The sequence below is a fragment of the Campylobacter concisus genome (genome assembly GCF_015230035.1).
GTDB classification, from domain to species: Bacteria; Campylobacterota; Campylobacteria; order Campylobacterales; family Campylobacteraceae; genus Campylobacter_A; species Campylobacter_A concisus_BK.
This window is the reverse complement of the sequence record NZ_JAAKZD010000007.1, coordinates 86,898-113,403: the sequence shown is the minus strand read 5'-3', so window position 1 is coordinate 113,403 and position 26,506 is coordinate 86,898. Positions and strand designations below refer to the sequence as shown.

The window sequence follows — 26,506 nt, the reverse complement described above, 5'->3', positions numbered from 1 at the left end:
GCTAAATTTGACAGAAACTCAAATTAGCCATTTTACTTGTTTTTGGTATTTTACAACCAAAAACTTTTATATCATTTAAAAAGTGAGAGCAAGAAGTTAAATAATCCGCCGTGGCTCGTATCAAGCATCGGCTTTATCTCCATCAAAAAGACGCAGAAAAAGACTAAAACTGCCACTTGGATGATGATGTAAGGCACCACACCTTTATAAATAGCAGCTGTTTTTATCTCAGCAGGTGCGACTGATCTTAAGAAAAATAGACTAAATCCAAATGGCGGTGTCAAGAATGAAGTTTGTAAATTCATAGCAACTAAGATCGCTAGATAGACTGGGTTTATGCCTAGTTTTGCGGCGATTGGTACCAAGATAGGAAGCACGATATATGAAATTTCAACAAAATCTATAAAAAAGCCAAGCACAAAGATAACAGCCATACTAAAGATTATAAAGCCCCACTTCTCGCCTGGTAAATTTGTCATGAAATTTTCAACTATCTCATCGCCTCCAGTGTAGCTAAAGACCATAGAAAAGGCAGTCGCACCAACAAGTATAGCAAAGACTAGAGCTGTAGTTTTTACGCTCTCAGCCAAAGCCTCTTTCATCATAGAAAATGAAAATGTCCTATAAAATATTGCCAAGATGATAGCGCCAACGCAGCCAAACGCTGAGCTTTCAGTTGGTGTAGCGATACCTGCAAAAATGGATCCTAGCACACAAATAACTAGCAAAAGTGGCGGAAAGATCGCAATTAGCGCTCTAACAATCTGCTTAAATTTACTAACGCCACTCTCGTCTTTTACGATAGGAGCGACCTCTGGCTTAAGATAAGCAACTATCAAAATATAAACTATATAAACTCCAACTAGCGTGAATCCTGGCACAATGGCTTGATGAAAAAGCTCGCCAACTGGCACTGAGAAGATGTCGCCCAAGATGATAAGCACGATAGAAGGCGGGATGATCTGACCAAGCGTACCAGCAGCGCATATCGTGCCACAACCAAGGGATTGGTCGTATTTATACTTTAGCATTACAGGCAAGCTTATAACGCCCATAGCAACAACGCTAGCACCTACAACGCCAGTTGATGCTGCAAGAAGCGCTCCAACTAAGATAGTGCTAATAGCGATACCGCCACGAATTTCGCCAAACAGCATACCCATACTCTCAAGTAGTCTCTCGGCTAGCTTTGACTTTTGAAGCACGACGCCCATAAAGACAAAGAGTGGAACTGCTATAAAAATTCTACTCTCCATGATAGAGAAAATTCTATAAGGCATGAAGTTAAACATATCTTTAAATACTTCTATACTGCCAAGTAGTCCGTCGCCATCGCTAAGGCTCTCTACAACACTACCAACCATGCCAAATATCATCGCAACCGCGCCAAAGGTAAATGCGACTGGAAAGCCAATGCCAAGCATCAATAGCGCGGCTATAAACATTATTAATCCCGCCATATTTTCTCCTTACTAGCTTTTTTATAGCGATTTAAATTTTTTATAAAAAAGCCGATCGCAAAAAATACAAGCACATAAAATGAAAAAGGGATCATCGCTTTTATGATCCATCTATGGGTAAGACCGCCTGGATCTGCGCTGGCCTCTGCCGAGCTGTAAGCATCTCCTACAAATCCAAATGATAAATTTGAAACCAAAAGCGCAAATGGTATGATAAAAAATACAGTGCCAAGCATATTTACAAGAGCTTTATTTCTTTCTGAAAATTTAGCATAAAAGATATCAACTCTAACATGTGCGTCCTCTTTTAGAGCATAGCTCATGCCAAATAGAAATATCACAGCAAAAAAGTGCCACTCAAGCTCCTGAAATGCAACGTTGCCGTAAGAGAAAAAGTATCTTGCCACAACGTTAAAAAATACGTCTATTATCATCAAAGCCATAATAAACATACAAATATAGCCGACTATATCACCAGCTTTGTCAAAAAATCTCTCAATCTTATCCATTAAAAACCTTTAATAGTTCATTTATCATGATGATGAGCACACAAACTGGTGCTACATATCTTAGTAAAAAATACCATGTATTAAATACAAAATCACTCATATATGGGCTAAATAGCACATATAAAGCATCTTTTTTCATAAAATATCCAACAAATATCGCTCCACCGATACCGCTAATTGGTAGCAAGATATTTGAAGCAGTAAAGTCTAGGAAGTCAAAGAAATTTTTACCAAATATCATAAATTTATCGCCAACATTTTCTATATTTGATAAAAGACATAAAAATCCCACTATGAAAATCCCAGCTCCAACTATGCAAAGCGCTTTTTTCCTACTCATGCCATACTCTCTGATCAAGAAAAAGACAAATGGCTCAACGATAGAGATGGCTGAAGTGATACCAGCAAAGATAAGTGCAGCAAAAAATGCTACAGCCAAAATTTGACCGATCGCGCCAAGCTTAGCAAATAGCGTTGGTAGCGAGATAAAGACAAGACCTGGTCCTTGAGACGGAGTAGCACCAAATTCAAATATAAAGGTAAAAATAACAAGACCTATCATAATAGCAAGCGCGATATTTATGAAGACGATACTAAGCGTTGAAGTGGCTAAATTTGTATCATCGCTTAGGCTAGCTGAATAAGTAATGATCGCTGCCATACCAAGAGATAGCGTCCAAAATGCAAGTCCAAGAGCAAGCAAGAGTGAGTTAAATGAAATTTTGCTAAAGTCTGGGATCAGCAAAAATTCAGCCGATTTTACAAAGCCATCCATCGTCACAGAGTAAAAAAGCATGATCAAAACCATGATAAATAGGCTTGGCATCATCCAAACATTTAGCTTCTCTATGCCGCTTTTTACGCCTTTTGATAGGATGAAAAAGCAGGCTGCAAATGCTATAACAAAGTAAAGTGTCTGCTCGCCAAGACCATGCGTCAAAAGATCGTTAAATATCACTTTTGAGCTATCTATATCGCTTGGGAGACCAGTAAATGAGAGCGTGAAATATTTAAAGACCCAGCCGATGATCACGATATAGTATGACGAGATGATGGCTGCTGTCACCATGGCTAAAATTCCAACTAGTTGCCATAAATTTTTATTTTTAGCTGCTAGCTTTCTAAAAGCATTTACACTGTCGCTCTCGCTAAGCTTGCCGATACTAAGCTCTGCCATAAAGATAGGCACACCAACTAGAAAAGTTATCAAAAGATATAGGATAATAAACGCCGAACCGCCGTTTTCACCAACCATGTATGGAAATTTCCATGCGTTGCCAAGTCCGACAGCCGATCCAGCAACTGCTAAGACATAGCCTATTTTAGAAAATTGTTCTTTTGCCATATTATGAGATCTCCCTTATTAGCACCACCAGAACTAAAAGTGGAGCCACAAATCTAATTAAAAAATACCAAATGTTAAATACAACCTTGCCCATATAAGGCACAAATAGCTCTTTTAAAAGCTCAAATTTCATAAAGTAGCCAACAAAGATAGCAAACAAGATGCCACCAAGCGGGAGCATGATGTTTGAGCTGAGATAATCAAGCAGGTCAAAAAAGCTCTTACCAAAAAATGTAAGTGCATCTTTAAATTCGTTTGTGCCACTTAATGCGCATAAAATTCCTAAAATATAAACCACACAAGCGACGATTATGATCGATTTGTTTCTACTAAATTTTAGGCTTTTGCTTAAGAAAAATATAAACGGTTCAACCATCGAGATAACCGAGGTGATGCCAGCAAAAAATAGCGATATAAAAAATGTAAATGCCAAGAAATTTCCAAGCAAGCCAAGCTTAGCAAATAGCGTTGGCAGCGAGATAAAAGCAAGCCCTGCGCCTTTTGATGGCTCTGAGCCAAACTCAAATGTAAATGTAAAGACGATAAGGCCGATGATGACGCTTATTATGATATTTGCAAAGACGACATAGAGCGATGAGGTAAATAAATTTGTATCATCGCTTAGACTTGATGAGTAAGTAAGTATGCAGCCAATGCCAACGCACATCGTAAAAAAAGCAAGTCCAAGAGCGTTTAAAACAGCTGCTTGATCTATCTTTGAAAAGTCAGGCACTAGTAGAAATTTAGCCGCTTTGTCAAAGCCCTCCATGCCAAAAGAGTAGCCAAGCATAAGCAAAAGCAAGATAAAAAGAGCTGGTATGAGATAGACATTTATGCGCTCGATACCACTTTTTACACCTTTTGTAAGGATGAAAAAGTAGGCAAAAAATGCGATGCTAAAGTATAAAATTTGCTCGCCTATGCCATTTGAGGTGAAATTTACAAAAAACGTCTCTGAACTTGCGATATCTTTAGGTAGCTCGCTAAGACTTAGAATGACGTATTTTAGCACCCAGCCAATGATGAGCGTGTAAAAAGATGCGATAAATAGCCCAGTCACCATGATAATACCGGCAAATTTCCAAGAGCTTGCCCCTTTTGTAGCTAGAGATTTAAACGCTCCAACCGTATCAAGGCGTGAAATTTTACCCATCGCCATCTCAGCAAAAAATATGCTAAGACCAACAGCAAAGGCAAAAAATAGATATATAAGGATAAATGCCGAACCGCCGTTACTGCCGACCATGTATGGAAATTTCCATGCGTTACCAAGGCCAATAGCCGCTCCGATTATTGAGAGGATAAAGCCAATTTTACTAAATCTCTCCGCCATTATTTACCTGCCATCTGGTAGATCATTATCGCACAAATGGCAACTGGCACGACATATCTTAAGAAAAAGTACCAAATTTCAAAAAATGCTCTTCCCATAAAATCGCCAAAAAGCAAATACAAACTCTCTTTTTTAAGCTTATAGCCAACAAAAAAGCTAAATACGATAGCGCCTATTGGCATCATGATATTTGATGTGAGAAAGTCAAGCGCGTCAAAAAACGGCTTACCACAAACACTAAAAGCACTTGATGTGTCTGAATAATATGAAAGTATGCAAAAGATGCCCAAGATATAGACAAAGGCGCCGATGTAAAGAAGCGCCATTTTTCTTGAAATTTCAAATTTTCTAACCAAATAATAAGCAAAAGGCTCGATCATCGAAACCGCGCTCGTGATACCAGCAAACAAGAGCGATACAAAAAATGCGACCGCCATGACGTTGCCAACGATGCCAAGCTTTGCAAAAAGCGTGACAAGCGAGACAAATATAAGCCCCGGACCACTTGCCGTGCTATCAGCTCCATAAGCAAATATAAAGGTAAATACGACAAGCCCCATCATAATGCCTATTAAGATGTTTATAAAGATGATAGAAAGCGTTGATTTTATTAAATTTGTCTTCTCTGGTAAATTTGCAGCGTATGTTGGTATGACGCCAACACCCATAGATAGCGAGAAAAACGCTAATCCAAGAGCCTGCAAGACAACATCTGGCGTGATCGCGCTAAAATTTGGCACAAACAAAAATTTAGCCGCTTTCACAAAGCCATCTCCCATGCTAAGTGCGTAAAAAAGCATGCAAACCAGCAAGACAAAAAGGCTTGGCATCATCCATATATTTAGCTTTTCGATGCCACTTTTTACGCCTTTTGAAACGGCAAAAAAGACCATCAAAAAGACTAGGCTAAAGCAAAGCACGGCACTGCTTAGATCATTTGATAAAAGCGTGTTAAACTGCTCGCCTGCCGCTTTTGTATCAGATAAAAGTGGCGAAAAACTAAGATAGATATACTTTAAAATCCAGCCAATAACAACCATATAAAATGAAGCTATAAGTATCGCGCCGATCATGAAAAAGCCAGAGAGCGACCAAGCTTTTTTATTTTTTGGAGCAAGTTTATAAAGTGAGCTTACGATGTCGCTTTCGCCAAGTTTGCCGATGCTAAGCTCCGCTAAAAACGCCACAAACGCGATAGCAAATGTAAGAAGCAAGTATAAAATTATAAATGCCGAACCGCCGTTATTTCCCACCATCGTAGGAAATTTCCAGGCATTGCCAAGACCCACAGCAGAACCAGCCATCGCAAGGACAAAGCCTATCTTTGAAAATTTCTCGTTTATCATTGAAAACCTAAGATTAAGAATAAATTAAATTCTTTCAAAGATAGCATAAAAAAACTTTCATTTTTCTAAGCCAAGAATTTTTTATAGGCAATTTAAATTTTTAGTGTTTTTATTTGAAACAAAGTTTTGTTTTTGTAATATTACGGCTCATAAAGTTTAAGTAGGGGACAGATCCGAAAGAGCTTTAAAATTTTAAAGGAGCAACGATGAAAAAGATCGTTTTTTTAATTCTTGGTCTTGCTGCATTCGCATTTGGCGCTGACGGCGAGATGATCAGATCATATTCAGTTATCGCTGGCGGTATCGGCCTTGGCCTTGCAGCTCTTGGCGGTGCTATAGGTATGGGTAACACAGCTGCTGCAACTATCAGCGGAACAGCTAGAAACCCAGGTGTAGGTAGCAAACTTATGACTACAATGTTTATCGCTCTTGCGATGATCGAAGCACAAGTTATCTACGCACTTGTTATTACACTTATCGTTCTTTACGCAAACCCAATGCTTGGCTAAGCGTAAAGCTTAAATTTAGCCCCTCTTTTGGGGCTTTTGTTCTTTTTTGCGATCATGGTGGAATTGGTAGACACGCTATCTTGAGGGGGTAGTGCCGCTAGGTGTGCGAGTTCGAGTCTCGCTGATCGCACCATCTTATCTCTCTTTCTAAATCAAAATCTTAAATTTCTAAGCTATAAAAAAGGAAAATTTTATGTTAGATAAAAAGCGTGCCTTAAAACAATTACAAAACGAAGCAGACGATGTTGCTATATACTCGCTTCTAGAAGCTAGCGAAAAAGTCGAAGAGAACAAAAAGGTACTTCGAAAATTAATCGCAGAAGAGAGACGCCACTATGCTTTTTGTCAAAAGATAACTGGCGAGAGCAGAAGTGCAAATTTATTCAAAGTCATCTTCTATACGATACTTGTTAAAATTTTTGGCACCTCTTTTACTCTGAAATTTATGGAGTCACGCGAAGAAAATGCAGAGAAATTTTATCTTGACATAGTAGATGAATATCCTGAAGCTCGTGATATTTACGAAGAGGAGATGAACCACGAAAATAGTCTAATCTCCATGTTAAAAGACACAAAGCTAGTAAATGCTGGTGGCATCGTGCTTGGCATGAATGATGCGCTAGTTGAGCTAACAGGCACACTAAGCGGCATCGCGCTTGCCTTTTCAAATACAAAATCAGTTGGCGCAACAGGCCTTATCATGGGCGTGGCAGCTGCACTCTCTATGGCTGGCTCAGCGTATCTTGAATCAAAAGAAAATCCAAGTGATGAGATCAAACCGCTTACCTACTCGCTCTACACAGGTGGCTCATACATCATAACAACGGCATTTTTGATACTTCCATTTTTCATCTTTACAAGCGGTCTTTACGCCGTCTTGTCGATGTTTTTCTTTGCACTGGTTGCCATCATCACTTACAACTTTTATATAAGCGTGGCAAAGGAGCTTAAATTTTTACCAAGAGTGATTGAGATGTGCGTGATAACTTTTGGTGTCGCGATAATATCTTTTGGCATCGGCTTTTTAGTCAAACACTATTTTGGACTAGATATTTAATCCAAAATTTCATACCAAGTGTAACTATCATCCCCAAAATTCCCACTAAAAAGTGGCTTTAAATTTAAATCAAAGCTCAAATTTTCACCAATTTTGAAATTTGAGCTTTGATAGATAAGTAGCCATTTTACATTTGCTAGCTTGCCCTCTTTTGCAAGTTTTAAAAACTCGCCAGCCCCTTCAAACATGCAAAGTCCTTTTAGATTTAACTCTTTTTGAATGCTCACCTTGCGACCAGGCACACTAAAAAGTGGCAATGTTTCATCAAATTTATCACTTCTTGAGTAGATTATAACGTCTGGATTTTTGCTACCGCTTACTAGCCTGCTATCAAGCTTTGGTCGGTCCGTCCGCACCGTGTTACCACCGATCAGCAATCTATCTATAACGCTTCTTAGTTTATGCACATGCGTGCGGCTAAGCTCATTTGTGATGATGCCACCACTTGCCACGCCGTTTTTACTAAGAGCGATTTTTAAAAAGCTAAATCCACCATTTTGATATGCCAAAAATGGCTCAAGCAGCTTATCACAGCGCTCTTTTAAAATGCCAAATTTAACTTTCACTCCAGCGCTTTGCAGCAAATTTGCGCCACCACTTGCTATTTTATTTTCATCGTGGCTGCCGATTATGACCTCACTAAAACCAAGCTCTTTTAGCAAATTTGCACAAGGTGGCGTTTTGCCATGGTGCGAGCAAGGCTCAAGCGTGACGTAAGCTTTTGCATTTTTTAGTAAATTTGAGTGGTTGTTTAGTATAAATTCGTAGCTAAATTTTGGCTCTAAAAGGCCAAATTCACCCTCTTTTATCTTAGAGCTAAATTTAGCATTATATGCTTTTATAAAATCATCTTTAAATTTTTCACTTTTTTTGCAAAGCGCAAAGAGTACCGCTGTCGGTTCAGCGTGTAAATATCCAGCCTTTTCATGAGCCTTGCAAGATAAAATTTGACCATTTTCATCAAGTATCAAGCACCCAACGGCTGGATTTGGATAGGTCAGGATCTGAAATTTCCAAGCCTCGCTTAAAGCAAGACCCATGTAAAATTCGTCGTTCATCCATGCCCTTTAAATTTAAACACACCAGCGTTTGCCAGTGTGTTTTTATAAATTTACGACAAGCCGTCGATCTTGCCCTCTGCGTCTATCTTCATATTGACAGCAGCTGGCACTTTTGGAAGTCCTGGCATAAGCATGATCTTGCCGCAAACAGCGACGATAAAGCCAGCCCCCGTTCTAATATCAAGGTCTTTTACACTAAATGTAAAGCCCTTTGCTCTGCCCAAAAGCTTCGCATCGTCGCTAAATGAGTACTGTGTTTTTGCGATACAAACTGGCAAATGGCTCAAATTTAGCTCTTTTATCATCTCAAGCTTTTTAAGAGCAGCCTCTTCAAAGACCACCTCGCTAGCTCCATAAATTTCCTTAGCGACCTTTTCTATCTTAGTTTTTGTATCGTCACTCATCTCGTAGGTGAAATTTATCTTGCTTGGTTTGTCGCACGCTTTTAAAACTAGCTGGGCAAGCTCAAGCGCGCCTTTGCCACCTTTTACAAAATTCTCGCAAACTGCCACTTCTACGCCAAGCTCACGGCAGTACTCTTTTACGAAATTTATCTCTTCATCAGTGTCAAAGCCAAATTTATTAAGCGCTACAACTACGTTTTGACCAAATTTGACTTTTAAATTTTCGATGTGTCCGCCAAGGTTTTCGATACCTTTTTTAAGGGCGTTCATATCTGGTTTTGTGATCTCATCTTTATTTGCTTCGCCGTTATATTTTAGCGACCTGATCGTACTTACAAGCACCACGGCGCTTGGTTTTATCTCAGCGATCCTGCACTTTATATCTAAAAATTTCTCCGCGCCAAGCTCCGAGCCAAAACCAGCTTCAGTGATGACGTAGTCGGCTAAATTTAGAGCTGTTTTTGTCGCGATGACGGAGTTGCAGCCGTGTGCGATATTTGCAAATGGGCCACCATGCACGAGCGTAGGTGTGTGTTCGAGTGTTTGAAATAAATTTGGCTTGATCGCATCTTTTAAAAGTATGCAAACAGCGTCCTCGCAGCCTAGATCACGCACGTAGATAGGCTTTTTATCGCTATCATAGGCGACCATGATGTTTGCCACGCGCTCTTTTAGATCAGAAAGGCTTGTAGCTAGACAAAGCACAGCCATGATCTCGCTTGCAGCGGTGATGTTAAAGCCATCTTCTCTTGGCACGCCGTCCGTTCTACCGCCCTGACCAACGGTGATAAATCTTAGCGCGCGGTCGTTTATATCCATACAGCGCTTCCATAAAATTTTCTCTATTTTTAGTGGATTTTCTTGATAGAGGCTATTATCTATCATCGCTGAAATGAGGTTATTTGCCGATGTTATCGCATGAAAATCGCCAGTAAAGTGTAAATTTAGATCCTCCATCGGCGCAAGCTGCGAGTAGCCGCCACCTGCTGCTCCACCCTTTATGCCAAAAACTGGTCCAAGAGATGGTTCGCGAAGTGCCAAGCAAACCTTTTTGTTAAGTAAATTTAGTGCGTCAGCAAGACCTATTGACATAGTCGTTTTGCCCTCGCCGTATGGGGTTGGATTAGTCGCGGTGACTAAGATGAGCTTTGAGTTTGATGGCGCAAGTCTAGGGGAAATTTTAGCCTTAAATTTGCCGTAAAGCTCAAGCTCGTCTTCGTTTAAGCCTAGTCTTGCGGCAACTTTACTGATGTGTTCTAACTTTGTTTGGTGAGTTATCTCAATGTCGCTTAGCATTTTACCACTCCAAATATGTTTTTGCTTTTTTTATCTCACTGATGTTGATCTCAAAAATTCCCTCTTCGTTTTCTACCGCGATGCTCTCTTCGTCTGCTTTTACAAGCCTTCCTGCAAATTTCTCAGCCTCGGTTTGAACTTTAACTAGCTCGCCAACGCTCGCTTTAAAATGCGAAGGCTTGCTAAGCTTTCTCTCAAGGCCAGGAGAGCTAACCTCAAGGTTATAGTCCCCACTAACTGGCGGTGTCACGTCAAAGATAGGTGAGAGCAGACGGCTCACTTTTTCGCAGTCATCAAGGCTCACTCCATCATCTTTTGTGATATAAACTCTAAAAATAGCCCTACCATTTTCATTTGCGATCTCACTGTCATAAAGCTCTACGCCGCACTCACGTACTAGTTTGTCTAAATTATCCATTTTTGTTTAAATCCTTTGAAATTTTATCAAACAACTTATCCATATGGTTTTGATACTCTAATCTATCGTCAAATTTAAAGTGAAAATTTGGACATCTATACCAGCCCTCAGCTGCCATGCAGTGGTTTTGCAAATGCCTGCAAACGCGCTTTAAATGCCCCAAAATATACTCTTGCTCGCGCTCGTCAAACATCATCTTGTCAAGATAGACAAAGGCGTCGTATCTGCCCTTTTTGCACTCGACGTCAGTAACGCAAAGCCCCTTTAAAATGCTATCTTCAAGAGTGGCTAAAGCCTCTGGTATGAGCTCTTTTAGCACGCTCTCTGTCCTCATACGCTTTATTTCGTTAGCGTTCATAGAGTAGCTTTCTCCTTGACTTCTTTGAAGCTTTCGATGTAGTCATTTTCTCTAATGTCGTTGAAATTTTCGATACCAACGCCACACTCGTAGCCTTTAGCTACCTCTTTAACGTCATCTTTAAAGCGTTTTAATGAGCTAACTAAGCCCTCATAAACGACCACACCTTCTCTAATAAGACGAATTTTTGCCCCTCTGTTTATCGTACCCTCAGTGACGATACATCCAGCGATTGCGCCTACTTTTGGCACATGGATCACTTGGCGAACCTGAGCTTGACCAAGCTGCTCTTCTCTGATGATCGGTGACATTAGTCCGCCCAAAATCGCCTTCACATCGTCGATTAGGTTATAAATAACGTTGTAAGTTTTTATCTCGACGCCGCTCTCTTTTGCCTTCTCTTTTATCTCGCCAGTTGGCCTTATGTTAAAGCCAAGGATGATGCAGTCGTTACTTGCACCTGCAAGCGCAACGTCACTTTGCGTGATACCGCCAACGCCTGAGTGGATGACATTTACTCTGATCTCGTCATTTGCTAGTTTTTCTAGGCTCGCTTTTAGCGCCTCGAGTGATCCGCCAACGTCAGCTTTGATGATGACTGGAAGTGTCTTTAGCTCGCCCTCAGCGATCTTAGCGCTAAGCTCATCAATACTAACCTTTGTGCTCTTACTAAGCTCTTTTTGACGGATATATTCAGCCTTTTTTTGTGCATATTCGCGAGCCTCTTTATCAGTTTTTACGCCTATTAATGTCTCGCCAGCCTCTGCTATCTCGCTAAGGCCTACTATGACGCCACATTCGCCTGGCTTTATCTCTTTTAATGGCCTACCCTGATCATCAAGCAAGCTTCTTATCTTGCCATACGCAACGCCAGCTACGACAGTGTCTCCGACATGAAGCGTGCCATTTTCAACAATAATGGTAGCTACTGGACCACGGCCCTTTTGAAGTGAGCTCTCGATGACAGTAGCCTTTGCGTTTGCCTTTGGATTTGCCTTTAGCTCCAAAAGATCAGCTTGCAAAAGCACGATCTCAAGTAGATCATCTATGCCCATGCCTGTTTTTGCAGATATTGGTACAAATTCATACTTACCGCCCCACTCTGTTGGCATGATGTCAAGCTCAGCAAGGCCTGTTTTTACTAGATCAGGATTTGCTGACTCTTTATCCATTTTATTTATTGCGATGATTATTGGCACGCCAGCGGCTTTTGCGTGGCTAACTGCCTCTTTTGTCTGTGGTTTTACGCCGTCATCTGCTGCAACAACGATGATAACTATATCAGTTACGCCAGCGCCCCTTGCACGCATAGCTGTAAATGCCTCGTGACCTGGAGTGTCAATAAATGTGATGTTTCTGCCATTTTTATTTACCATATAAGCGCCCACATGCTGAGTGATGCCACCAGCCTCGCCTGCTGCTACGCGAGACTTTCTTATGTAGTCAAGTAGCGAGGTTTTGCCGTGATCGACGTGACCCATGATGGTTATGACTGGCGCTCTTGGCTGAAGATTTTCATCATCTTTTATCTCCTCCTCATAGGCTGCTACGTAGTCAAACTCTTTTTGATCGTCGATGATATTTACCTCGACATTAAACTCATCAGCCAAAATTTCTATCGCATCTTCATCCAAAAAGTCGTTTTTAGTTGTCATCATGCCAAGCATAAATAGCTTACCTATGACCTCGCTTGGCTGTTTGTTTAGCTTTTCAGCAAATTCATAAACACGAATTTCTTTTGGGATATTTATCGAAGTTACAGCTTCGCTATTTTGTTTATTTTCAGGCTTTTTGTGTTTTTTTCTAGCTCTTCTTTGTATGCCACCCTCGCCAAACGAATTTATCGTGTTATTGACGGTTGTCTTCATCGCACTTGGCTGTTTTGTCCTTTGCATCGGAGCTGGAGCTGGGGTTTTAAAGCTAAAATCAGGTAGCACCACCACATCTTCATCTTCAAGCACGATGTCACCAAAGTCGCTTCCACCGAGCAAGTCCATCTTCTCAGCGCTATCTTTTTTGCTTACAACTGTTACTTTTTTCTCTTTTTTCTTTTTTCTAGCCAAATTTTCATCGCTAGCAGAAAACATACTCTTAAAGTCGCTAATGTTAGTTACAGCCGCCTCAGCCTTTTTCTCATCCTTTACAGGAGCTGGCGCCTCGTAATCTTTTTTCTTTTTAACTATCACAAGGCCGCGTCTTTTTTGAGTGACATCAGCCAAGCTCTCTTTTGGTTTTGGCGCTTCTGCTGGCTTTTGCTCGACCTTTACAGGCTCTTCTTTTTTAGGCTCAGTTTTAGGTTTTTCCTCTAAAATTTGCACCTCTTTTTTAGGCTCTGCTTTAGGTTTTTCAGGCTTTGGCTCAGCCTTAGCAGCTACCTTTTTAGGCTCAGTTTTAGGCTTTTCTTCTTTTTTTGCTGGCTCTTTTTCTGCCTCTTTTTTAGGCTCTTTTTTTGCCTTTGGCTCGCTCTTTTTCTTTTTAAATTTATCTGGTATTACGCCAGTTTGAACGTATTCATATATTGCTTCAGCCTCTTCAAGGCTCACAGCATTTGAGTGAGTTTTGACCTTTAGGCCTAGTTCTTGAGCTTTTTCTACTATCTCTTTACTTGGGTAGCCAAGCTCATTTGCGATCTCTGAAATCCTAACATTGCTCATTTAAGAGTATCTCCTTTAACTTAGGTGCGTCAAGTCCGAGGGCACCTTTAGTTTGTTTATCAATTATTTTTTTTAAAATTTTGTCGTCTTTTTGCAAACAGCCATCACATAGATAGAAACTGCGGCCATCTCCTTTGCCGCACTCTAAATTCTTGCCTACCAAGCGGTATCTTTTTAGCAAGTTTTGAGAAAATTTAACTTTGCAAGCGACGCATGTCCTTACTGGATTATTTTTATTCATTATACCTTTTTAAACTTGTTTTTAGCTTTGCGTAATTTCGTATCCATCGTTATCAAATGAAAAAATTTCAACTCTAAAATCACCAAATTTACTCTTTAAAGCATCTTGTAAATTTTTAGCGTCATCTTTATATGCGATGTTTAAAAAGCTTGAGCCTGAGCCTGAAAGTGTGCTCATTAACGCTCCATTTTCATAAGCTACTTTTCGCACGTCAAAAAGCTCTTTTAAAGCACTCATTCTGCGCTCTTCATGCATCATATCTTCACTTGCTACCCTCAAAAGATCGTATCTTTTTTCATAAAAACAAGAGGTCAAAAATGCAGCATGGGAGAGGTTATTTACGCACTCTTTCATAGTGTAGTTTTTTGGCAAAATTTGTCTTGATGATGCAGTGCTCATCGGCTTATTTGGGATGACGACGACTGCTTTTATATCATCGCTTAAATTTATTTTATTTGCATAAACATTGCCATTTTTTACAACCGCGCTAATAAATCCGCCGTGAACTGCTGGCGAGATATTGTCTGGATGTGTTTCATAGATGATAGCTTTATTTAAAACGACGCTTTTACTAGCCTTAAACCCAGCCATCTCGTAAGCTGAAGCTATGGCTCCAACGATCACTGCGGAGCTGCTACCAAGCCCTCTTGAAAATGGGATATTGTTTTCAAAAACTATTCTAAAGTTTTCATTTTTACCGGTTAGCTCTAAAAAAATTTCATTAAAAATGCTTAAAAAAATGTTGTTTCTTTTTAAATTTGTGCTATCACTTCCCTCGCCATTTATCGAGACTGAGCTAAATTTAGATGGTTCGATCTTTACGCTATTAAAAAGCTTTAAGCTAAGTCCTAAAGCGTCAAAACCAGGTCCTAAATTTGCACTTGTGGCAGGGATTAAGATATTCAAATTTTCTCCTAAACAGCTTGAATGATATAATTTGGAAGTGTATCTGAATTTAGTTTTAATTCATCTAAATTTAAAGGCAACACAAATCTCACAGGCTCAACTTTTTCAAGTGAAATTTCGCCATTTTTCAAGACAAAGCTTAAATTTTTATTTGCCCTGATCGCTTCGCCGCCATTTAGACTAAAGCCACTAACCGCGTAAAATTCACAGCCCTTTGCCAAAGAAAAAGTTTTCAAGATGACGTAGGCCACCTTTAGCCCCATGAAGCTGCCTGGCGTGTTTGCGTAGATGATCTTTGTGATGTTAAATTTAGAGGATAAATTTTCTAGGATTTTTATCAGAGCTTCGCTGACATGCTCGTCAGTTGTGACCTCATCAAATTTTACGCCATCTTTATAGACTCCAACCAAAAGTGGAGTCGATAAAGAGACTACTAAAATTTCAATATTTTTTATGCAAATACCTTTTGATACTCTTTTAAAAGCTCGCCACTAAGCGTTGCGATCTCATAATTTTTCTCATCTGCCATTAAAGCAAGTGTTAGTTTGTGGTTTAGATCGTGGCTGCCCGCAAATGCTGTGTAATCACCTAATAAAGGTGCTCCAAGCAAGCTCAAATCGCCAACTGCGTCTAAAATTTTATGCCTTACAAACTCATTTTCAAATCTCAAACCCTCTGGGTTTAAAATATGCGTATCATCGATAGCCACGGCATTATCAAGCGATGCACCAAGGGCTAAATTTTGAGCTTGCAAGCGTTGCAAATCTTTTAAAAAGCCAAAAGTTCTAGCTCGAGCTATATTTTTTACAAATGAGCTCTTGCTAAATTCAAAAACATATCTTTGCTCGCCGATAACTGGGTGGTCAAATTTGATCGTATAGTCAAATTTTGGATTTCTTGAAGGTGAGGTTCGCACAAATTTTGACCCCTCAACCACCTCGACCTCGCGGCGGACAAGGATGACTTTTTTACCAGCGTCAAGATGTCTTATACCAGCTTCATCAAGCAACATACAAAAGCTTATCGCACTGCCGTCCATGACAGGAATTTCATTTGCATCAACTGAAATTCTAATATTATCAATGCCATATCCATTTACAGCTGCCATTAGGTGCTCTATCGTGCTGATAAAGCCCTTTTCGTTGCCAACGACGGTTGCCATTTGTGTATTTATAACGTTTTTAGGCTCAGCTTTAAAACTAATACCAAGATCTTCGCGGTGCAAAATAATACCTGAATTTGCATCAAGAGGTTCTAGTATAAGTCTTATCGGCTCACCCTTATGAAGCCCTATACCAACGGTCTCAACGCGTCTTGCGATAGTAGTTTGTTTCAAAAATTTTCCTTATATTTTTTTGTTCGCTTATGATAGCACTAAAAAATCAAATTTGCAAATTTAATTCTTATCTATCATCGCCTTTGCGGCATCTAAGACACTTGTCACATTGTCTTTTATCCACTTTTTATCCATCCATTGTTGAGGTCTTACCTCTTCGCCTTGGACCAAAATTCCAAAGTGAAGGTGATCTCCAAGCGCAAGACCGCTCGTTCCAGTTGTGCCTATTTGATCGCCAGCAGTAACCATGTCACCCTCTTTTACCTTCGCACTTGAACAGTGTCCGTAAAGTGAGTAAAGTCCAAACCCATGATCGATCACAATGTTTAAACCATAAATTCCATTCTCAGATGCTAGCACAACGCGACCTGCATTGCTGGCTATTATCGGAGCTGATGCCACGCTTGCAAAATCTATACCCATGTGCCATGACTCACTTACTTGCTCATTATTATATGTATAGAAACGGTGGTCGGCAAAATCAGCTACTTTTTTGCCATTTCTAAGCGGATAAAATGGGATGATATTAAAGCCGTTTGTGATGTCAGTATCGACGTTTGAAGTAAGTGCTGTTATCTTCTCTTCGTTTGAATTTCTTAGTGTTTCATTGACAAATTTCATCTTCTCAAGCCTTGAAAGAGCGTTTGGATCTTTGGCATATTGATCTGTTAGATCAACGATCTTTCCGTCTAAAAATCTATCATTTAAAGCAATAGTTGAAGTTTTGTATTTTACATTTTCATAAAAATATCTCACGTGAGACTTGCTCTCATTGCCTGCAAAGTCTCTTGCGATAACCTCAGCGCTAAAGTTTTCAACCTGCACTGGCCAAGCAACAAGTGCTGCGTAAAAGCCCTCTTTGTAAAATGGCACAGCCTTAAATTTCTTACCAAAATTTGTCTGAACATAGACCTCTTTTAGCTGATTATCAGTCGCTCTAAAGACAACAACCGCGCTACCGCCTTTTGAGATAGAGTAAGACTGAGAAAGCACGTAAAGATCAGGCTTAGAGGTATCAAGCACGACTTCAACTTTTTTGCTTGCTTTATTGCCTGTAAAAAAGCCCCATTTGCTAGTATCGACCGCTTCTATGCTCATCTCATAAGTATCTTTTTGAGCAAAAAAGCCAGTCTTTGGGAAGGTTAAATTTACATCAAGCTCAGTGCTTGGATTTTGTATGATTTGATTTAGTAAATTTAGGTCATTTTTGCCGTCATTTATGCTGATGCGCACAAATTTTATGCCGCTGTCATCTTTAAATTTGATATTCATAGGTGAGCGAAGGTTCCAATAAACCTTATCAGCAACGCCGATAATTGGCTCATTTCGCTCAAAGTCTTTCGACATCAAAGCATATCCAAAGCCACCAGCTAATATCAAAACAAGTAAAACTACAACAATACCAAAACCGCCTATTCCACGTCTATACATATATTATTACCTTAAATTTTATTTGCGAAATTTTACATTTAATCAATAAATTTTTAGTTAATTACAAAATTTCTCTTACAGCTCTAGCTTCGCTCATCCAATCAAAAAGCTCATCCCAGCGCTCATCTTTTATGAGATCTTTGCATAAATTTAGCTCTTTTTCAAACATATTTATCGCGGCAACAACGTTGTTCTTATTTTGCTTAAAGATATCACTCCACATAAATGGCGAACTCTTTGCGACGCGTATCATGCCCTTAAATGTCGGTCCGCCAAGTGCAACGATGTGCCTTTTATCCTCTTCTTTTAAGATCCCGCTAGCAAGCGAAAATGCAATAGCGTGAGGCAGATGCGAGATGAGACCCACATGATGATCATGCTCTTTTGCACTCATGAAAATGATCTTCATACCAAGGCAAGAAAATAGTTCAACGCTTCTTTTTACATGTTTTTCTGCACTCTCAGCAAAGTCGCAAACTATGACAGTTGCGCCTGTGTAAAGTGACTTAAAGGCAGCCTCAGGACCAGAGTACTCAGTACCTGCCATCGGGTGAGCTGGGATGAAATTTTTACGAATTTTTTCTGGCACAGCTTCTATTATCTTTTGCTTTGTCGAGCCAAAATCAATGATCGTCGTATCTTCGCTAATGTCGGTTAAATTTTGCACGATGCTTACGATAGCTTCTACTGGCACAGCTAAAAAGATGATGTCACATTTCTTTTTCATCTCATCGATGCTTAAAATTTCATGCACCAAGCCAAGTTCAAGCGCTTTTTTGCTGTGATTTTCATCTTTATCATATCCGCTGACACATGAGATCAATTTTTCATCTTTTAATGCAAGACCAAGCGAGCCACCCATAAGACCAAGTCCGATGATACCTATTTTCATAAAAAACCTTTAAAATTATAAAATTTAAATTTTTTAAAAATAAAATATGATATTATACGCACTTATACTAAAACTCTAGGTTAAATTTAATGAAAAAGAAATTATTTTTACTAGCACTAGCTTTAAGCGGTCTAAATGCACAAACAATTCAGTCAATAAATTTCAAAGGTCTAATCCACCTTTCACCTGATGTAGCCACGCAGATAATGGGGCTAAAAGTCGGTCAAGAGCTAACGCCAAAGCTTAGCGACAAGGCTATCACAAATTTATACAAGCAAAATTATTTTGATGATATCTACATAGAAGATACAGGTAATGGCAATCTTTTAGTAAAAGTAAAAGAGAAGCCAAGTGTAGCTAGAGTCGATCTAAAGGGCGTTGTGACAAACGACAAAACTGCGATCGAGTCGCTAATCAACATCAAACCTGGCAATATGTATGATGAGCTAACTATCGAAAAAACAAAAGAGAGAATTCGCCAGTACTACGAGTCAAAGGGCTACTTTGACACAGTTGTTGATGTAGAAAAACAGCCAGTTGCAGACAACGACAGCTCACTTTTCATCACTCTAAATATAAACCGTGGCGAAAATATGATAATCAAAAAGGTAAATTTAGTCGGCGCAAAAGAGTTTGACTATGATGATATCGAGCCAGTAGTTGCAAACAAAAGTAGAGAATTTATGGGCTGGCTCTGGGGTAGAAACGACGGAAAAGTTAAACTTTTTGAGCTTGAAAATGACCCGGCAAGGATTCAAGATAAGTATTTTCAGAAAGGCTATTTAGACGCGACTGTTTCGTCACCTTACCTAAATGCGTCATTTGATAACTACACAGCTGATCTTACATACTACATCCACGAGGGCGAGCCTTATAAGGTTTCAAATGTAAGCATCACAGCACCTGAAGAGCTAGGACTTGATACTAAAAAGATCATAGATGACTTTAGACTTGAAGCTGGCGATACAATGAACTCAGCAAGACTTCGCCAAGATATGAAAAAGCTTGACGATATGGTAGCTGACAAGGGTTATGCATTTGTCAAAGTCTATCCAAAGACTGACAAATTTGATGAAAATAAAACAGTTGATATCGACTACGAAGTTGATCCTGGCGAAAAAGTATATATAAGAAACGTTCAAATTTCAGGAAACGATAGAACAGTTGATCGTGTCGTAAGACGTGAGCTATATCTAACTGAGGGAAATTTATATAGTAGAACTGACCTTCAAGACTCAAAAGATGCATTAAAAAGAACAAGCTACTTTGACGATGTCGAGATAGAAGAGGACCCGGTTGATAAAAATACAGTCGATCTAAAAGTAAAAGTAAAAGAGGCTTCAACTGGCTCGATAAGTGGCGGTATCGGATACGGAAGTAGCGATGGCTTGCTACTTAACGCTGCACTTTCTGACACAAACATCTTTGGTTCTGGTCTTCAAGGACAAGTAAGCGTGGATAAGAGCGATAGAGAGCTTTCAGGTCAGATAAGTCTTACAAATCCAAGAATTTTTGACTCAGAGTATAGCCTTGGCGGAACACTCTATGCAAACGACTATGACTGGAGAACATATAAAGAGAGAAGCTATGGCTTTAGCACAACACTAGGTAGAAAATTAACTAGAAATTTAAGTGCATCACTTACTTATAACATCGAGCAAAGTAAAGTTACTCTAAAAGATGATGAGCTAAGAGATATTAATAGATACACAGGCAAAGAAATTTATAGAGAAGGCAAAGCTATAAAAAGCGCTATCACACCAGCTTTGACATATAACAGCACTGATGATTACTACTTGCCAAGACGCGGTATCATAGCTAGTACATCATTTGAGATAGCAGGACTTGGTGGTGATATGGATTTTGTTAAAAACCGCACAAATTTCAACTACTATCTAGGTCTTAGAGAGTACATCGACTACGATCTTATCCTAAGATACAAAGCAAGCTTTGGCAAAATTTGGGAGAGAGGCTATACTCCGATCAACGAAAGACTTTACCTTGGCGGTATAAGAAGCTTACGTGGTTATGAGAGCAGAACCGTATCTCCAAAAGTAAAATACAAAGGCGATTACTATGAATACGGCGGCGAAACATCATTTAACAACTCAGTTGAGATGAGCTTCCCTATAATAGAGCGTGTCAAAATGCGTGGCGTTGTATTTTACGACTATGGTATGATCGGCGAAAATAGCCTAAATGAGATAAAAAGATCATCAGTTGGTACAGGTATCGAGTGGATAACTCCGATCGGACCACTTCAACTAATCTTCGCAAAAGCTCTTAAACCTAAAGAGGGCGATGATACAAATACATTTGAATTTACTATCGGAAGACGCTTCTAATAAGATACTTTTAAGGGGCTAATTTGCCCCTTAAATCCCCCACAAACAAACGAACTTTAAATCATATAAGAAAAAGCAAGGCTAACATTAGATATAATCCCACAATTTTTAATATAAGTGGGTAAAAAGATGAATTTCTCAGACATTTTTTCAAAGATAAGAAAAGCTCAACCTCGTCCAGAAGAAGCACCTACACACTGGGTAAAATGCGACAACTGTCACTCACTGATGTATTACAAAGAAGTTGAAGCTTGTTTTAATGTATGCCCAAAATGCGGCTACCACATGAGATTGAAAGCTGATGATCGCATAAATTTGATCTGCGATGAAGGTAGCTTTGTAGAATTTGACGCAAATTTAAAACCAGTAGATCCTTTAAATTTTGTCGATAAAAAATCATACAAAAAAAGAATCACAGAAAATAAAGAAAAAACAGGACGCACAAGCTCAGTGATATGTGGCGAAGGCAAATGCAACGGACAAGAGATCCAGCTAGTTGTTTTTGACTTTGGCTTCATGGGCGGCTCACTAGCTTCAGTCGAGGGCGAAAAGATCGTAAGAGCGATAAAACGCGCGATCGAAAAACGACAAGCCTTAATCATCGTAAGCGCATCTGGTGGCGCTAGAATGCAAGAGAGCACATTTTCTTTAATGCAGATGTCAAAGACTTCAGCAGCCCTAAAACTTCTTGATGAAGCAAGGCTACCATACATTTCTATCCTTACAGATCCTACGATGGGCGGCGTTAGCGCATCATTTGCATGGCTTGGAGATCTAATAATCGCTGAACCTGGCGCGCTAATAGGCTTTGCTGGCCAAAGGGTCATCAAACAAACCATAGGCGCTGATCTCCCAGAGGGCTTTCAAAGGGCTGAATTTTTGCTTGAGCATGGCCTCATAGATGACATCGTACCAAGAAGCGAACACAAAAAATATATAAGCGATGTGGTTAAATTTCTTACAAATAACAAAGCTATGATCTCTAAAAGCGAAGTGATAACTCCTAGCGAAGCTGGCTTTGAGCTAAAGCTAAAAACCAAAGGGTAAGTTTGGAAATTTCGGTTTTTAGCATTCAAAAATCATCGCGTGACAACTTTGAAAACGAGATACAAGAATATATAAAAATGAGTGCAAAATTTGCCAAGATAAACGACAAAATAATATTTAATGAAAAGATAGCAAAGGCTCAAAGCAGCGGCAGAAGCGATGCGCTAAGAGCTTATGATGAAATTTACGAGCCAAATTTAAAAGGCTTTTGCGTGATGCTTGATGAAAATGGCTCACAGCTTGACAGCCAAGAATTTGCTCAAATTTTAAACTCAAATTCACAGATCAATTTTTTCATAGGTGGAGCTTATGGGCTTAGCCAAAATTTAAAAAACAAGGCACAAAAAGTCGTAAGCTTAAGCAAGATGACTATGGCACACAAAGTCGCCAAGCTCGTACTTTTTGAGCAAATTTTTAGAGGGCTTTGCATAAATGCAAACCACCCATATCACAAATAAAGGAATATAAAATGACTCAAAACGAGCTAAATTTTTTCAAAAAGCTACTTGAAGAGCGAAAATTACAAATCAAAAAAAATATTTATGACTCATCAGTTGAAGTAAGCGGTTTAAGAGATAGTGGCGTAAGTGATGAATTTGACATCGCCTCAGTAAATACCGACCAGCTTATAGAGCAGTCTATCTCAACCCAGCAAAGAGCCGAGCTTCACGAGATTGACGAGGCGCTTGAAAAGATAGCAAACAAGACTTATGGAATTTGTGACATGTGCGAAGAGGAGATCGGCATCCCTCGCTTAAAAGTAAAACCGCATGCAAAATACTGCATAGCTTGTCGTGAGATAATAGAAAAAACAGCAAAAAACTAAGGAGAAAATATGAAAACCAGAAAATTTCTCGTCTACTGCATCATCTACACAGCAGTTGTTGCAGGACTTACCTATTCTCTTAATAGTTCAGACTTCACCTTTGAGCTCTTAGGTCAAGCCATAACCTTGCCAGTAGCTGTCTGGGTGGCACTTCCAGTAGCCCTTTTGGCGCTTCTTGCCCTACTTCACATCGCATATCACGGATACGCCTTTTATAGATATAAAAAATGGATAAAAAAAGATAGCCAGCTCTATAAAGACCTTGCAAAAGAGACGCTTCTTGGCTTTGAGAGCAACAAAGACTTTAAAACCGACACTTACAAGATCGCCTCGCAGCTCACTCGCTCTATCTCACCAGTAGGCGAGCTTAAAGATGTTGGCGTTGATGACGGTGAGATAAACAACATCTTACAAACCATAAAAAGCATAAAAAACAAAGAGATCGTCGATCTAAAGAAATTTAGACTAGCAAAAGATAGCAAGCTAAACATCCTAAACGAGCTAAACAAGATCGAGCAGCTGCCTACTTACTATCTTGACGTGCTTAAAAACCAAGAACAAAACGAGAGCCTTAAAAAGGCAGCCTTTAACAAGCTCATAAAAACAGCTTCATTTAGCGAGATCAAAAAAATAGATCCAGAGCTAGCAAGCGAAGATATAATGACCATTATTACGCGTTTTGTAAATGATGAGATCGACCTAAGCAGCGATGAAATTTTTGGTATTCTAAACAACGCAAAAGTGACAAAAGCACAATACGACAAAGTAGCCATAATGCTTAAAAATAAACTAAAACCAGATGCGTTTATCGGCATTTTTGAAAAGCTAAAAAGCATCCATGCTGACGCTGATGAAGCCTACGTATATGCGTTATTTGAGCTTCAGATGCTTGATAAAGTAAGAGAAGCTATCGAGGGTAGCGACCCTGATGAGTTTAAAGAGATAAAGGTTTTACTATTTTTACGAGATAACGGTAAAATGGTGCCTAGCTCGCTATTTTTTAAATGATAGACTTTAGTAAAAAGCCACTTTTCTTAGCGCCACTTGCTGGCTTTTCTGACCTGCCGTTACGAAGCGTAGTCAAGAAATTTGGCTGCGATGTCACTGTTAGCGAGATGATCAGCGCAAACGCTCTGGTCTATGAGAGCAGTGACAAAACTCTTGAAATGCTTAAAAAATCCCCAAACGAAGAGCCCTACGTCGTCCAGATAGCTGGCAGTGATATAGAAAATATAAAAAAAGCCGTGCAGATAATCAATAAATTTGATGGAATTTACGGGCTCGATCTAAACTGCGGCTGCCCTGTGCCAAAGGTCGTTAGACAAGGCGCGGGGTCGGCTTTGCTAAATGATCTTGACAAACTTCAAAGCATAATTGACGCGGTTAAAAGCATCTCAAACAAAGAGAGCCTAAGCGTTAAATTTAGACTTGGCTTTAACGACAAAAACGAAGAGCACATAGCAAAAGCCTGCGAAGAAGCCGGCGCAGACTACATCGCAGTGCATGGTCGCACCAGAGCTGGTGGATACAGCGCAAGGGTTGATTACGAAGCGATCGCTAGAGTAAAGGCAAGCGTGAAAATCCCAGTCGTCGCAAATGGCGATATAAACGCACAAAATGCAGATGAAATTTTAAATTTTACAAAATGTGACGCCCTTATGATCGGCAGGGCAAGTATCGGCAACCCATGGATATTTTATGAGATAAAGACCAAAAGTAGCGTGGATAAGGCACTAAAACAAGAGATCATACTAGCCCACTTTGATGCGATGATCGAACACTACGGCGAGCATGGACTTTGCATATTTAGAAAGCATCTGCACCAATACAGCAAGGGCATTGACGGCGCAACAACCTTTAGAAACGATATAAATTTCATCAAAGATGCCCGCGTGATGAGAGAGCGCATAAGGGAGTTTTTTGCCTAGATGCAAGGCTACATCCTGCGCGTGCAAAAGGTCAGAGACGAGGACCTTTTAGTCTTTGTGCTAACGCCAAATTTGCTCGTAAAGTCGTATAGATTTTTTGGCGCTCGTCACTCAAACATCATGACTGGCTACAAGATCGACTTTGAGCTCGAGCAAGAGGCGAAATTTCTACCAAAGCTTAGAAGCATACTTCACCTGGGCTTTAAATGGCTGCTTGAGCGCGATAAGCTCATCATTTGGCAGCAGTTCATGCGCCTACTTTATGATCATCTAAAAGAGGTCGAGCAGCTCGATGAAATTTACTTTTTTGAGCTTGATCGCTGCGCCAAACAGATGCAGCTGCAAAATCCAAAACGCCTTATAATCGAAAGCTACGTCAAAATTTTAGAGTTTGAAGGCAGGCTTCACAGCGAGCTTGAGTGCTTTATCTGCGACGAGGAGATAGAAAGCGAGCTTTGCCTCACTCGTGGCTTTTTACCATCTCACAAGCACTGCCTTGACAGGAGCGAATTTGACGCTAGTAAGATCAAAAATTTATTTGATACAAAAAGCACGATCGAGCTAAATGACGATGAGATAAACCGCCTTTATAAAATTTTACTTGACGGGCTTTAAGCTTTTACTTTCATCCTCTCATCAAATTCTTTTAAAACGTCCATTATCTTACTTGCTAGCCCCTCAAGCGTTTGATCTTTTTTAAGCTCTAAATTTCTAAGCTTTAAAATCCTAGCTAGTATATCTTTTAGATCTTTCTTGCCAGATAGTATCTCATCATAATAAGCCTTTGGTATGCCTATCTCGCTTCTATCTTGTTTTGTAAGTATGAGTTTGTCTCTATATACATTGCGAGCCTCATCAGTTATTCTTGTTGTGCCACCTTGCAGCACAAGACCTTGCTCGTTTTTCAAAAATGCTACAAAGATTTGCTCCTTAGTATAGCCTTGTTCATTATCATATACAGACATATCAGGCTTGAAGTCATATCCAGCACTACTAACCCACATATAAGGGATAGTATGCTCAGTTGTCATCACTTCTGGAGAAAAGTCAAGGAAATTTCCATTGACTTCTACATTTATATCGCTTAGATCATCCCATAACCTATGTGCATCTTCTGCGTCTTGGGCTGTTCTAAATACATGAGTTACCTTCTCATTACTCCTATCAGTTAGTCCATCTAGCTCATCGCTAGTCATCCTACCCATTAGGTATTCAACATGCTCTATTTTTTTATCTTTTGAAAAGTAGCCCTTTGGCATCTTTGCCAGATCTTCATTTGAGTAAAACTCTTTACCCTTACTAATAACTCCAGCTGAAATTTGATCAAAAATTTTATAGTATTGCTTTATAGTGTCTGCTAGATCGATATTTGCAAAACTATCCTCTCCAAATAGCGCATTATCCTTTCTTGTATCCATTAAAATATTTGTAAAGTTTGGGTGCTTTTGATTGTGTAGCACTATCGCATCAAGCGTGCTTTTATGAATTTTAAAGTCCTGTGGCAAACCTGCAGCTTTGTTAAAGTCAGCTCCCATAAATCCTTTGGCATCTACACTATATCCATAACCCTCTTGTGAAGTAAATTTAGCCTGATAAAGAGAGTCGATACTACTAGATGAAACAAAGTCATTTTTAGGAGTAGTGACTTGGCTGATCGAATTTATATTTGGAGTGTTAGGCAAGAAATTTGCAAAGCCTTCGCTTTTTGTATGTTTTTGGTAGTGCTGTTTTGTTAAGATGGAGTTATAAGAGACTTTCATAGCTTACTCCTTGAAATTTAGCTTCAAAGAGTAAGCAAAAGTTG

Annotated in this window: 26 protein-coding genes and 1 tRNA gene; 10 read left to right on the top strand and 17 right to left on the bottom strand. The window is 39.6% G+C overall.

The features are described 5' to 3' along the window. Positions 1–71: 71 nt before the first annotated feature. From G6W41_RS06255 to G6W41_RS06235, 5 genes are read right to left on the bottom strand one after another with little or no spacing between them, the layout of a single operon-like run. Positions 72–1,460 carry a TRAP transporter large permease gene (locus tag G6W41_RS06255; protein WP_148803947.1) on the bottom strand — a complete coding sequence of 463 codons (1,389 nt, stop codon included), beginning with the start codon at positions 1,458–1,460 and terminating at the stop codon, positions 72–74. Beyond that, entirely contained in the window at positions 1,448–1,969 is a 522-nt protein-coding gene (locus G6W41_RS06250; RefSeq protein ID WP_103648143.1) for a TRAP transporter small permease subunit, read from the bottom strand. The genes G6W41_RS06255 and G6W41_RS06250 overlap by 13 nt, the downstream gene beginning before the upstream one ends. Beyond that, a complete protein-coding gene (locus tag G6W41_RS06245) occupies positions 1,962–3,314 on the bottom strand; it encodes a sodium-dependent transporter (protein WP_107714289.1) in 1,353 nt (450 codons plus the stop codon). Before G6W41_RS06245 ends, G6W41_RS06250 begins: the two co-directional genes overlap by 8 nt. A gap of 1 nt (position 3,315) precedes the next feature. Continuing rightward, positions 3,316–4,647: a sodium-dependent transporter gene (locus tag G6W41_RS06240; protein ID WP_148803945.1), complete on the bottom strand. Its 1,332-nt coding sequence runs from the start codon at positions 4,645–4,647 to the stop codon at positions 3,316–3,318. Then, positions 4,647–5,993: a sodium-dependent transporter gene (locus G6W41_RS06235; RefSeq protein ID WP_194170955.1), complete on the bottom strand. Its 1,347-nt coding sequence runs from the start codon at positions 5,991–5,993 to the stop codon at positions 4,647–4,649. The genes G6W41_RS06240 and G6W41_RS06235 overlap by 1 nt, the downstream gene beginning before the upstream one ends. A gap of 206 nt (positions 5,994–6,199) precedes the next feature. Between G6W41_RS06235 and G6W41_RS06230 the strand changes: the two genes are divergently transcribed. The 3 genes from G6W41_RS06230 to G6W41_RS06220 all read left to right on the top strand — a co-directional run bounded on the left by G6W41_RS06230 (position 6,200) and on the right by G6W41_RS06220 (position 7,559). Beyond that, on the top strand, positions 6,200–6,502 hold the full coding sequence (locus G6W41_RS06230; RefSeq protein ID WP_004317263.1) for a F0F1 ATP synthase subunit C: 303 nt from the start codon (positions 6,200–6,202) through the stop codon (positions 6,500–6,502). 48 nt (positions 6,503–6,550) lie between these two features. Continuing rightward, a tRNA-Leu gene (locus tag G6W41_RS06225) sits at positions 6,551–6,635 on the top strand. A 60-nt stretch (positions 6,636–6,695) separates the two neighbouring features. Beyond that, positions 6,696–7,559 (top strand): VIT1/CCC1 transporter family protein, encoded by an 864-nt coding sequence (locus G6W41_RS06220; protein ID WP_103597324.1) that lies wholly within the window; start codon positions 6,696–6,698, stop codon positions 7,557–7,559. Here G6W41_RS06220 and ribD read toward each other — a convergent pair. The 11 genes from ribD to G6W41_RS06165 form a co-directional block, all read right to left on the bottom strand. Next, the gene (gene ribD, locus G6W41_RS06215) at positions 7,556–8,617 is read right to left on the bottom strand and encodes a bifunctional diaminohydroxyphosphoribosylaminopyrimidine deaminase/5-amino-6-(5-phosphoribosylamino)uracil reductase RibD (RefSeq protein ID WP_194170954.1); all 1,062 of its coding nucleotides are present in this window, start codon (positions 8,615–8,617) and stop codon (positions 7,556–7,558) included. The genes G6W41_RS06220 and ribD overlap by 4 nt on opposite strands. A 53-nt stretch (positions 8,618–8,670) precedes the next feature. Further along, the gene (locus tag G6W41_RS06210; RefSeq protein WP_148803937.1) at positions 8,671–10,320 is read right to left on the bottom strand and encodes a formate--tetrahydrofolate ligase; all 1,650 of its coding nucleotides are present in this window, start codon (positions 10,318–10,320) and stop codon (positions 8,671–8,673) included. A gap of 1 nt (position 10,321) precedes the next feature. Further along, positions 10,322–10,738, bottom strand: coding sequence for a ribosome maturation factor RimP (gene rimP, locus G6W41_RS06205; protein WP_194170953.1), 417 nt, complete (start codon positions 10,736–10,738; stop codon positions 10,322–10,324). Continuing rightward, complete coding sequence (rbfA, locus tag G6W41_RS06200) at positions 10,731–11,096, bottom strand: 30S ribosome-binding factor RbfA (RefSeq protein WP_004317240.1); 366 nt, start codon at positions 11,094–11,096, stop codon at positions 10,731–10,733. Before rbfA ends, rimP begins: the two co-directional genes overlap by 8 nt. Further along, positions 11,093–13,750 carry a translation initiation factor IF-2 gene (gene infB, locus G6W41_RS06195; protein ID WP_194170952.1) on the bottom strand — a complete coding sequence of 886 codons (2,658 nt, stop codon included), beginning with the start codon at positions 13,748–13,750 and terminating at the stop codon, positions 11,093–11,095. Before infB ends, rbfA begins: the two co-directional genes overlap by 4 nt. Then, a complete protein-coding gene (locus tag G6W41_RS06190) occupies positions 13,737–13,991 on the bottom strand; it encodes a hypothetical protein (RefSeq protein WP_004317260.1) in 255 nt (84 codons plus the stop codon). The genes infB and G6W41_RS06190 overlap by 14 nt, the downstream gene beginning before the upstream one ends. 21 nt (positions 13,992–14,012) lie before the next feature. After that, positions 14,013–14,897, bottom strand: coding sequence for a homoserine kinase (thrB, locus tag G6W41_RS06185; RefSeq protein WP_194170951.1), 885 nt, complete (start codon positions 14,895–14,897; stop codon positions 14,013–14,015). A gap of 8 nt (positions 14,898–14,905) precedes the next feature. Further along, a complete protein-coding gene (locus G6W41_RS06180) occupies positions 14,906–15,307 on the bottom strand; it encodes a glycoprotease (RefSeq protein ID WP_194170950.1) in 402 nt (133 codons plus the stop codon). Positions 15,308–15,348: 41 nt separating this feature from the next. Next, positions 15,349–16,233 carry a UDP-3-O-acyl-N-acetylglucosamine deacetylase gene (gene lpxC / locus G6W41_RS06175; protein ID WP_004317248.1) on the bottom strand — a complete coding sequence of 295 codons (885 nt, stop codon included), beginning with the start codon at positions 16,231–16,233 and terminating at the stop codon, positions 15,349–15,351. Positions 16,234–16,293: 60 nt separating this feature from the next. Beyond that, positions 16,294–17,664 carry a M23 family metallopeptidase gene (locus G6W41_RS06170; RefSeq protein ID WP_194170949.1) on the bottom strand — a complete coding sequence of 457 codons (1,371 nt, stop codon included), beginning with the start codon at positions 17,662–17,664 and terminating at the stop codon, positions 16,294–16,296. Between the two features lie 61 nt (positions 17,665–17,725). Next, the gene (locus tag G6W41_RS06165) at positions 17,726–18,556 is read right to left on the bottom strand and encodes a prephenate dehydrogenase (protein ID WP_009294324.1); all 831 of its coding nucleotides are present in this window, start codon (positions 18,554–18,556) and stop codon (positions 17,726–17,728) included. An 89-nt stretch (positions 18,557–18,645) separates the two neighbouring features. Here G6W41_RS06165 and bamA point away from each other — a divergent pair, with 89 nt between their 5' ends. The 7 genes from bamA (at position 18,646) to recO (ending at position 25,317) form a co-directional block, all read left to right on the top strand. Further along, positions 18,646–20,901: an outer membrane protein assembly factor BamA gene (bamA, locus tag G6W41_RS06160; protein WP_107848304.1), complete on the top strand. Its 2,256-nt coding sequence runs from the start codon at positions 18,646–18,648 to the stop codon at positions 20,899–20,901. A 129-nt stretch (positions 20,902–21,030) separates the two neighbouring features. Further along, complete coding sequence (gene accD, locus G6W41_RS06155) at positions 21,031–21,948, top strand: acetyl-CoA carboxylase, carboxyltransferase subunit beta (RefSeq protein WP_194170948.1); 918 nt, start codon at positions 21,031–21,033, stop codon at positions 21,946–21,948. 2 nt (positions 21,949–21,950) lie between these two features. Further along, the gene (locus G6W41_RS06150; RefSeq protein ID WP_009294328.1) at positions 21,951–22,406 is read left to right on the top strand and encodes a 23S rRNA (pseudouridine(1915)-N(3))-methyltransferase RlmH; all 456 of its coding nucleotides are present in this window, start codon (positions 21,951–21,953) and stop codon (positions 22,404–22,406) included. An 11-nt stretch (positions 22,407–22,417) separates the two neighbouring features. Continuing rightward, entirely contained in the window at positions 22,418–22,774 is a 357-nt protein-coding gene (gene dksA, locus G6W41_RS06145; protein WP_009294329.1) for an RNA polymerase-binding protein DksA, read from the top strand. 9 nt (positions 22,775–22,783) lie between these two features. Next, a complete protein-coding gene (locus tag G6W41_RS06140) occupies positions 22,784–23,782 on the top strand; it encodes a LapA family protein (RefSeq protein ID WP_194170947.1) in 999 nt (332 codons plus the stop codon). Next, positions 23,779–24,702, top strand: a complete 924-nt coding sequence (locus G6W41_RS06135; RefSeq protein ID WP_194170946.1) for a tRNA dihydrouridine synthase — start codon at positions 23,779–23,781, stop codon at positions 24,700–24,702. The genes G6W41_RS06140 and G6W41_RS06135 overlap by 4 nt, the downstream gene beginning before the upstream one ends. Continuing rightward, entirely contained in the window at positions 24,703–25,317 is a 615-nt protein-coding gene (recO, locus tag G6W41_RS06130; RefSeq protein ID WP_103590054.1) for a recombination protein RecO, read from the top strand. It begins immediately after the preceding gene. Here recO and G6W41_RS06125 read toward each other — a convergent pair. Beyond that, positions 25,314–26,462, bottom strand: coding sequence for a Cj0814 family flagellar-dependent secreted protein (locus tag G6W41_RS06125; protein ID WP_194170945.1), 1,149 nt, complete (start codon positions 26,460–26,462; stop codon positions 25,314–25,316). The two genes, recO and G6W41_RS06125, sit on opposite strands and share 4 nt — an antisense overlap. Positions 26,463–26,506 lie beyond the last annotated feature (44 nt).

Coding starts and splice junctions, on each gene's coding strand:
- bamA (WP_107848304.1), top strand. CDS start 18,646: ATGAAAAAGAAATTATTTTTACTAGCACTAGCTTTAAGCGGTCTAAAT.
- accD (WP_194170948.1), top strand. CDS start 21,031: ATGAATTTCTCAGACATTTTTTCAAAGATAAGAAAAGCTCAACCTCGT.
- G6W41_RS06255 (WP_148803947.1), bottom strand. CDS start 1,460: ATGGCGGGATTAATAATGTTTATAGCCGCGCTATTGATGCTTGGCATT.
- G6W41_RS06230 (WP_004317263.1), top strand. CDS start 6,200: ATGAAAAAGATCGTTTTTTTAATTCTTGGTCTTGCTGCATTCGCATTT.
- G6W41_RS06135 (WP_194170946.1), top strand. CDS start 23,779: ATGATAGACTTTAGTAAAAAGCCACTTTTCTTAGCGCCACTTGCTGGC.
- G6W41_RS06165 (WP_009294324.1), bottom strand. CDS start 18,556: ATGAAAATAGGTATCATCGGACTTGGTCTTATGGGTGGCTCGCTTGGT.
- G6W41_RS06220 (WP_103597324.1), top strand. CDS start 6,696: ATGTTAGATAAAAAGCGTGCCTTAAAACAATTACAAAACGAAGCAGAC.
- rimP (WP_194170953.1), bottom strand. CDS start 10,738: ATGGATAATTTAGACAAACTAGTACGTGAGTGCGGCGTAGAGCTTTAT.
- G6W41_RS06240 (WP_148803945.1), bottom strand. CDS start 4,647: ATGGCGGAGAGATTTAGTAAAATTGGCTTTATCCTCTCAATAATCGGA.
- G6W41_RS06170 (WP_194170949.1), bottom strand. CDS start 17,664: ATGTATAGACGTGGAATAGGCGGTTTTGGTATTGTTGTAGTTTTACTT.
- recO (WP_103590054.1), top strand. CDS start 24,703: ATGCAAGGCTACATCCTGCGCGTGCAAAAGGTCAGAGACGAGGACCTT.
- dksA (WP_009294329.1), top strand. CDS start 22,418: ATGACTCAAAACGAGCTAAATTTTTTCAAAAAGCTACTTGAAGAGCGA.
- G6W41_RS06190 (WP_004317260.1), bottom strand. CDS start 13,991: ATGAATAAAAATAATCCAGTAAGGACATGCGTCGCTTGCAAAGTTAAA.
- G6W41_RS06210 (WP_148803937.1), bottom strand. CDS start 10,320: ATGCTAAGCGACATTGAGATAACTCACCAAACAAAGTTAGAACACATC.
- rbfA (WP_004317240.1), bottom strand. CDS start 11,096: ATGAACGCTAACGAAATAAAGCGTATGAGGACAGAGAGCGTGCTAAAA.
- G6W41_RS06245 (WP_107714289.1), bottom strand. CDS start 3,314: ATGGCAAAAGAACAATTTTCTAAAATAGGCTATGTCTTAGCAGTTGCT.
- G6W41_RS06125 (WP_194170945.1), bottom strand. CDS start 26,462: ATGAAAGTCTCTTATAACTCCATCTTAACAAAACAGCACTACCAAAAA.
- infB (WP_194170952.1), bottom strand. CDS start 13,750: ATGAGCAATGTTAGGATTTCAGAGATCGCAAATGAGCTTGGCTACCCA.
- G6W41_RS06235 (WP_194170955.1), bottom strand. CDS start 5,993: ATGATAAACGAGAAATTTTCAAAGATAGGCTTTGTCCTTGCGATGGCT.
- G6W41_RS06250 (WP_103648143.1), bottom strand. CDS start 1,969: ATGGATAAGATTGAGAGATTTTTTGACAAAGCTGGTGATATAGTCGGC.
- ribD (WP_194170954.1), bottom strand. CDS start 8,617: ATGAACGACGAATTTTACATGGGTCTTGCTTTAAGCGAGGCTTGGAAA.
- G6W41_RS06140 (WP_194170947.1), top strand. CDS start 22,784: ATGAAAACCAGAAAATTTCTCGTCTACTGCATCATCTACACAGCAGTT.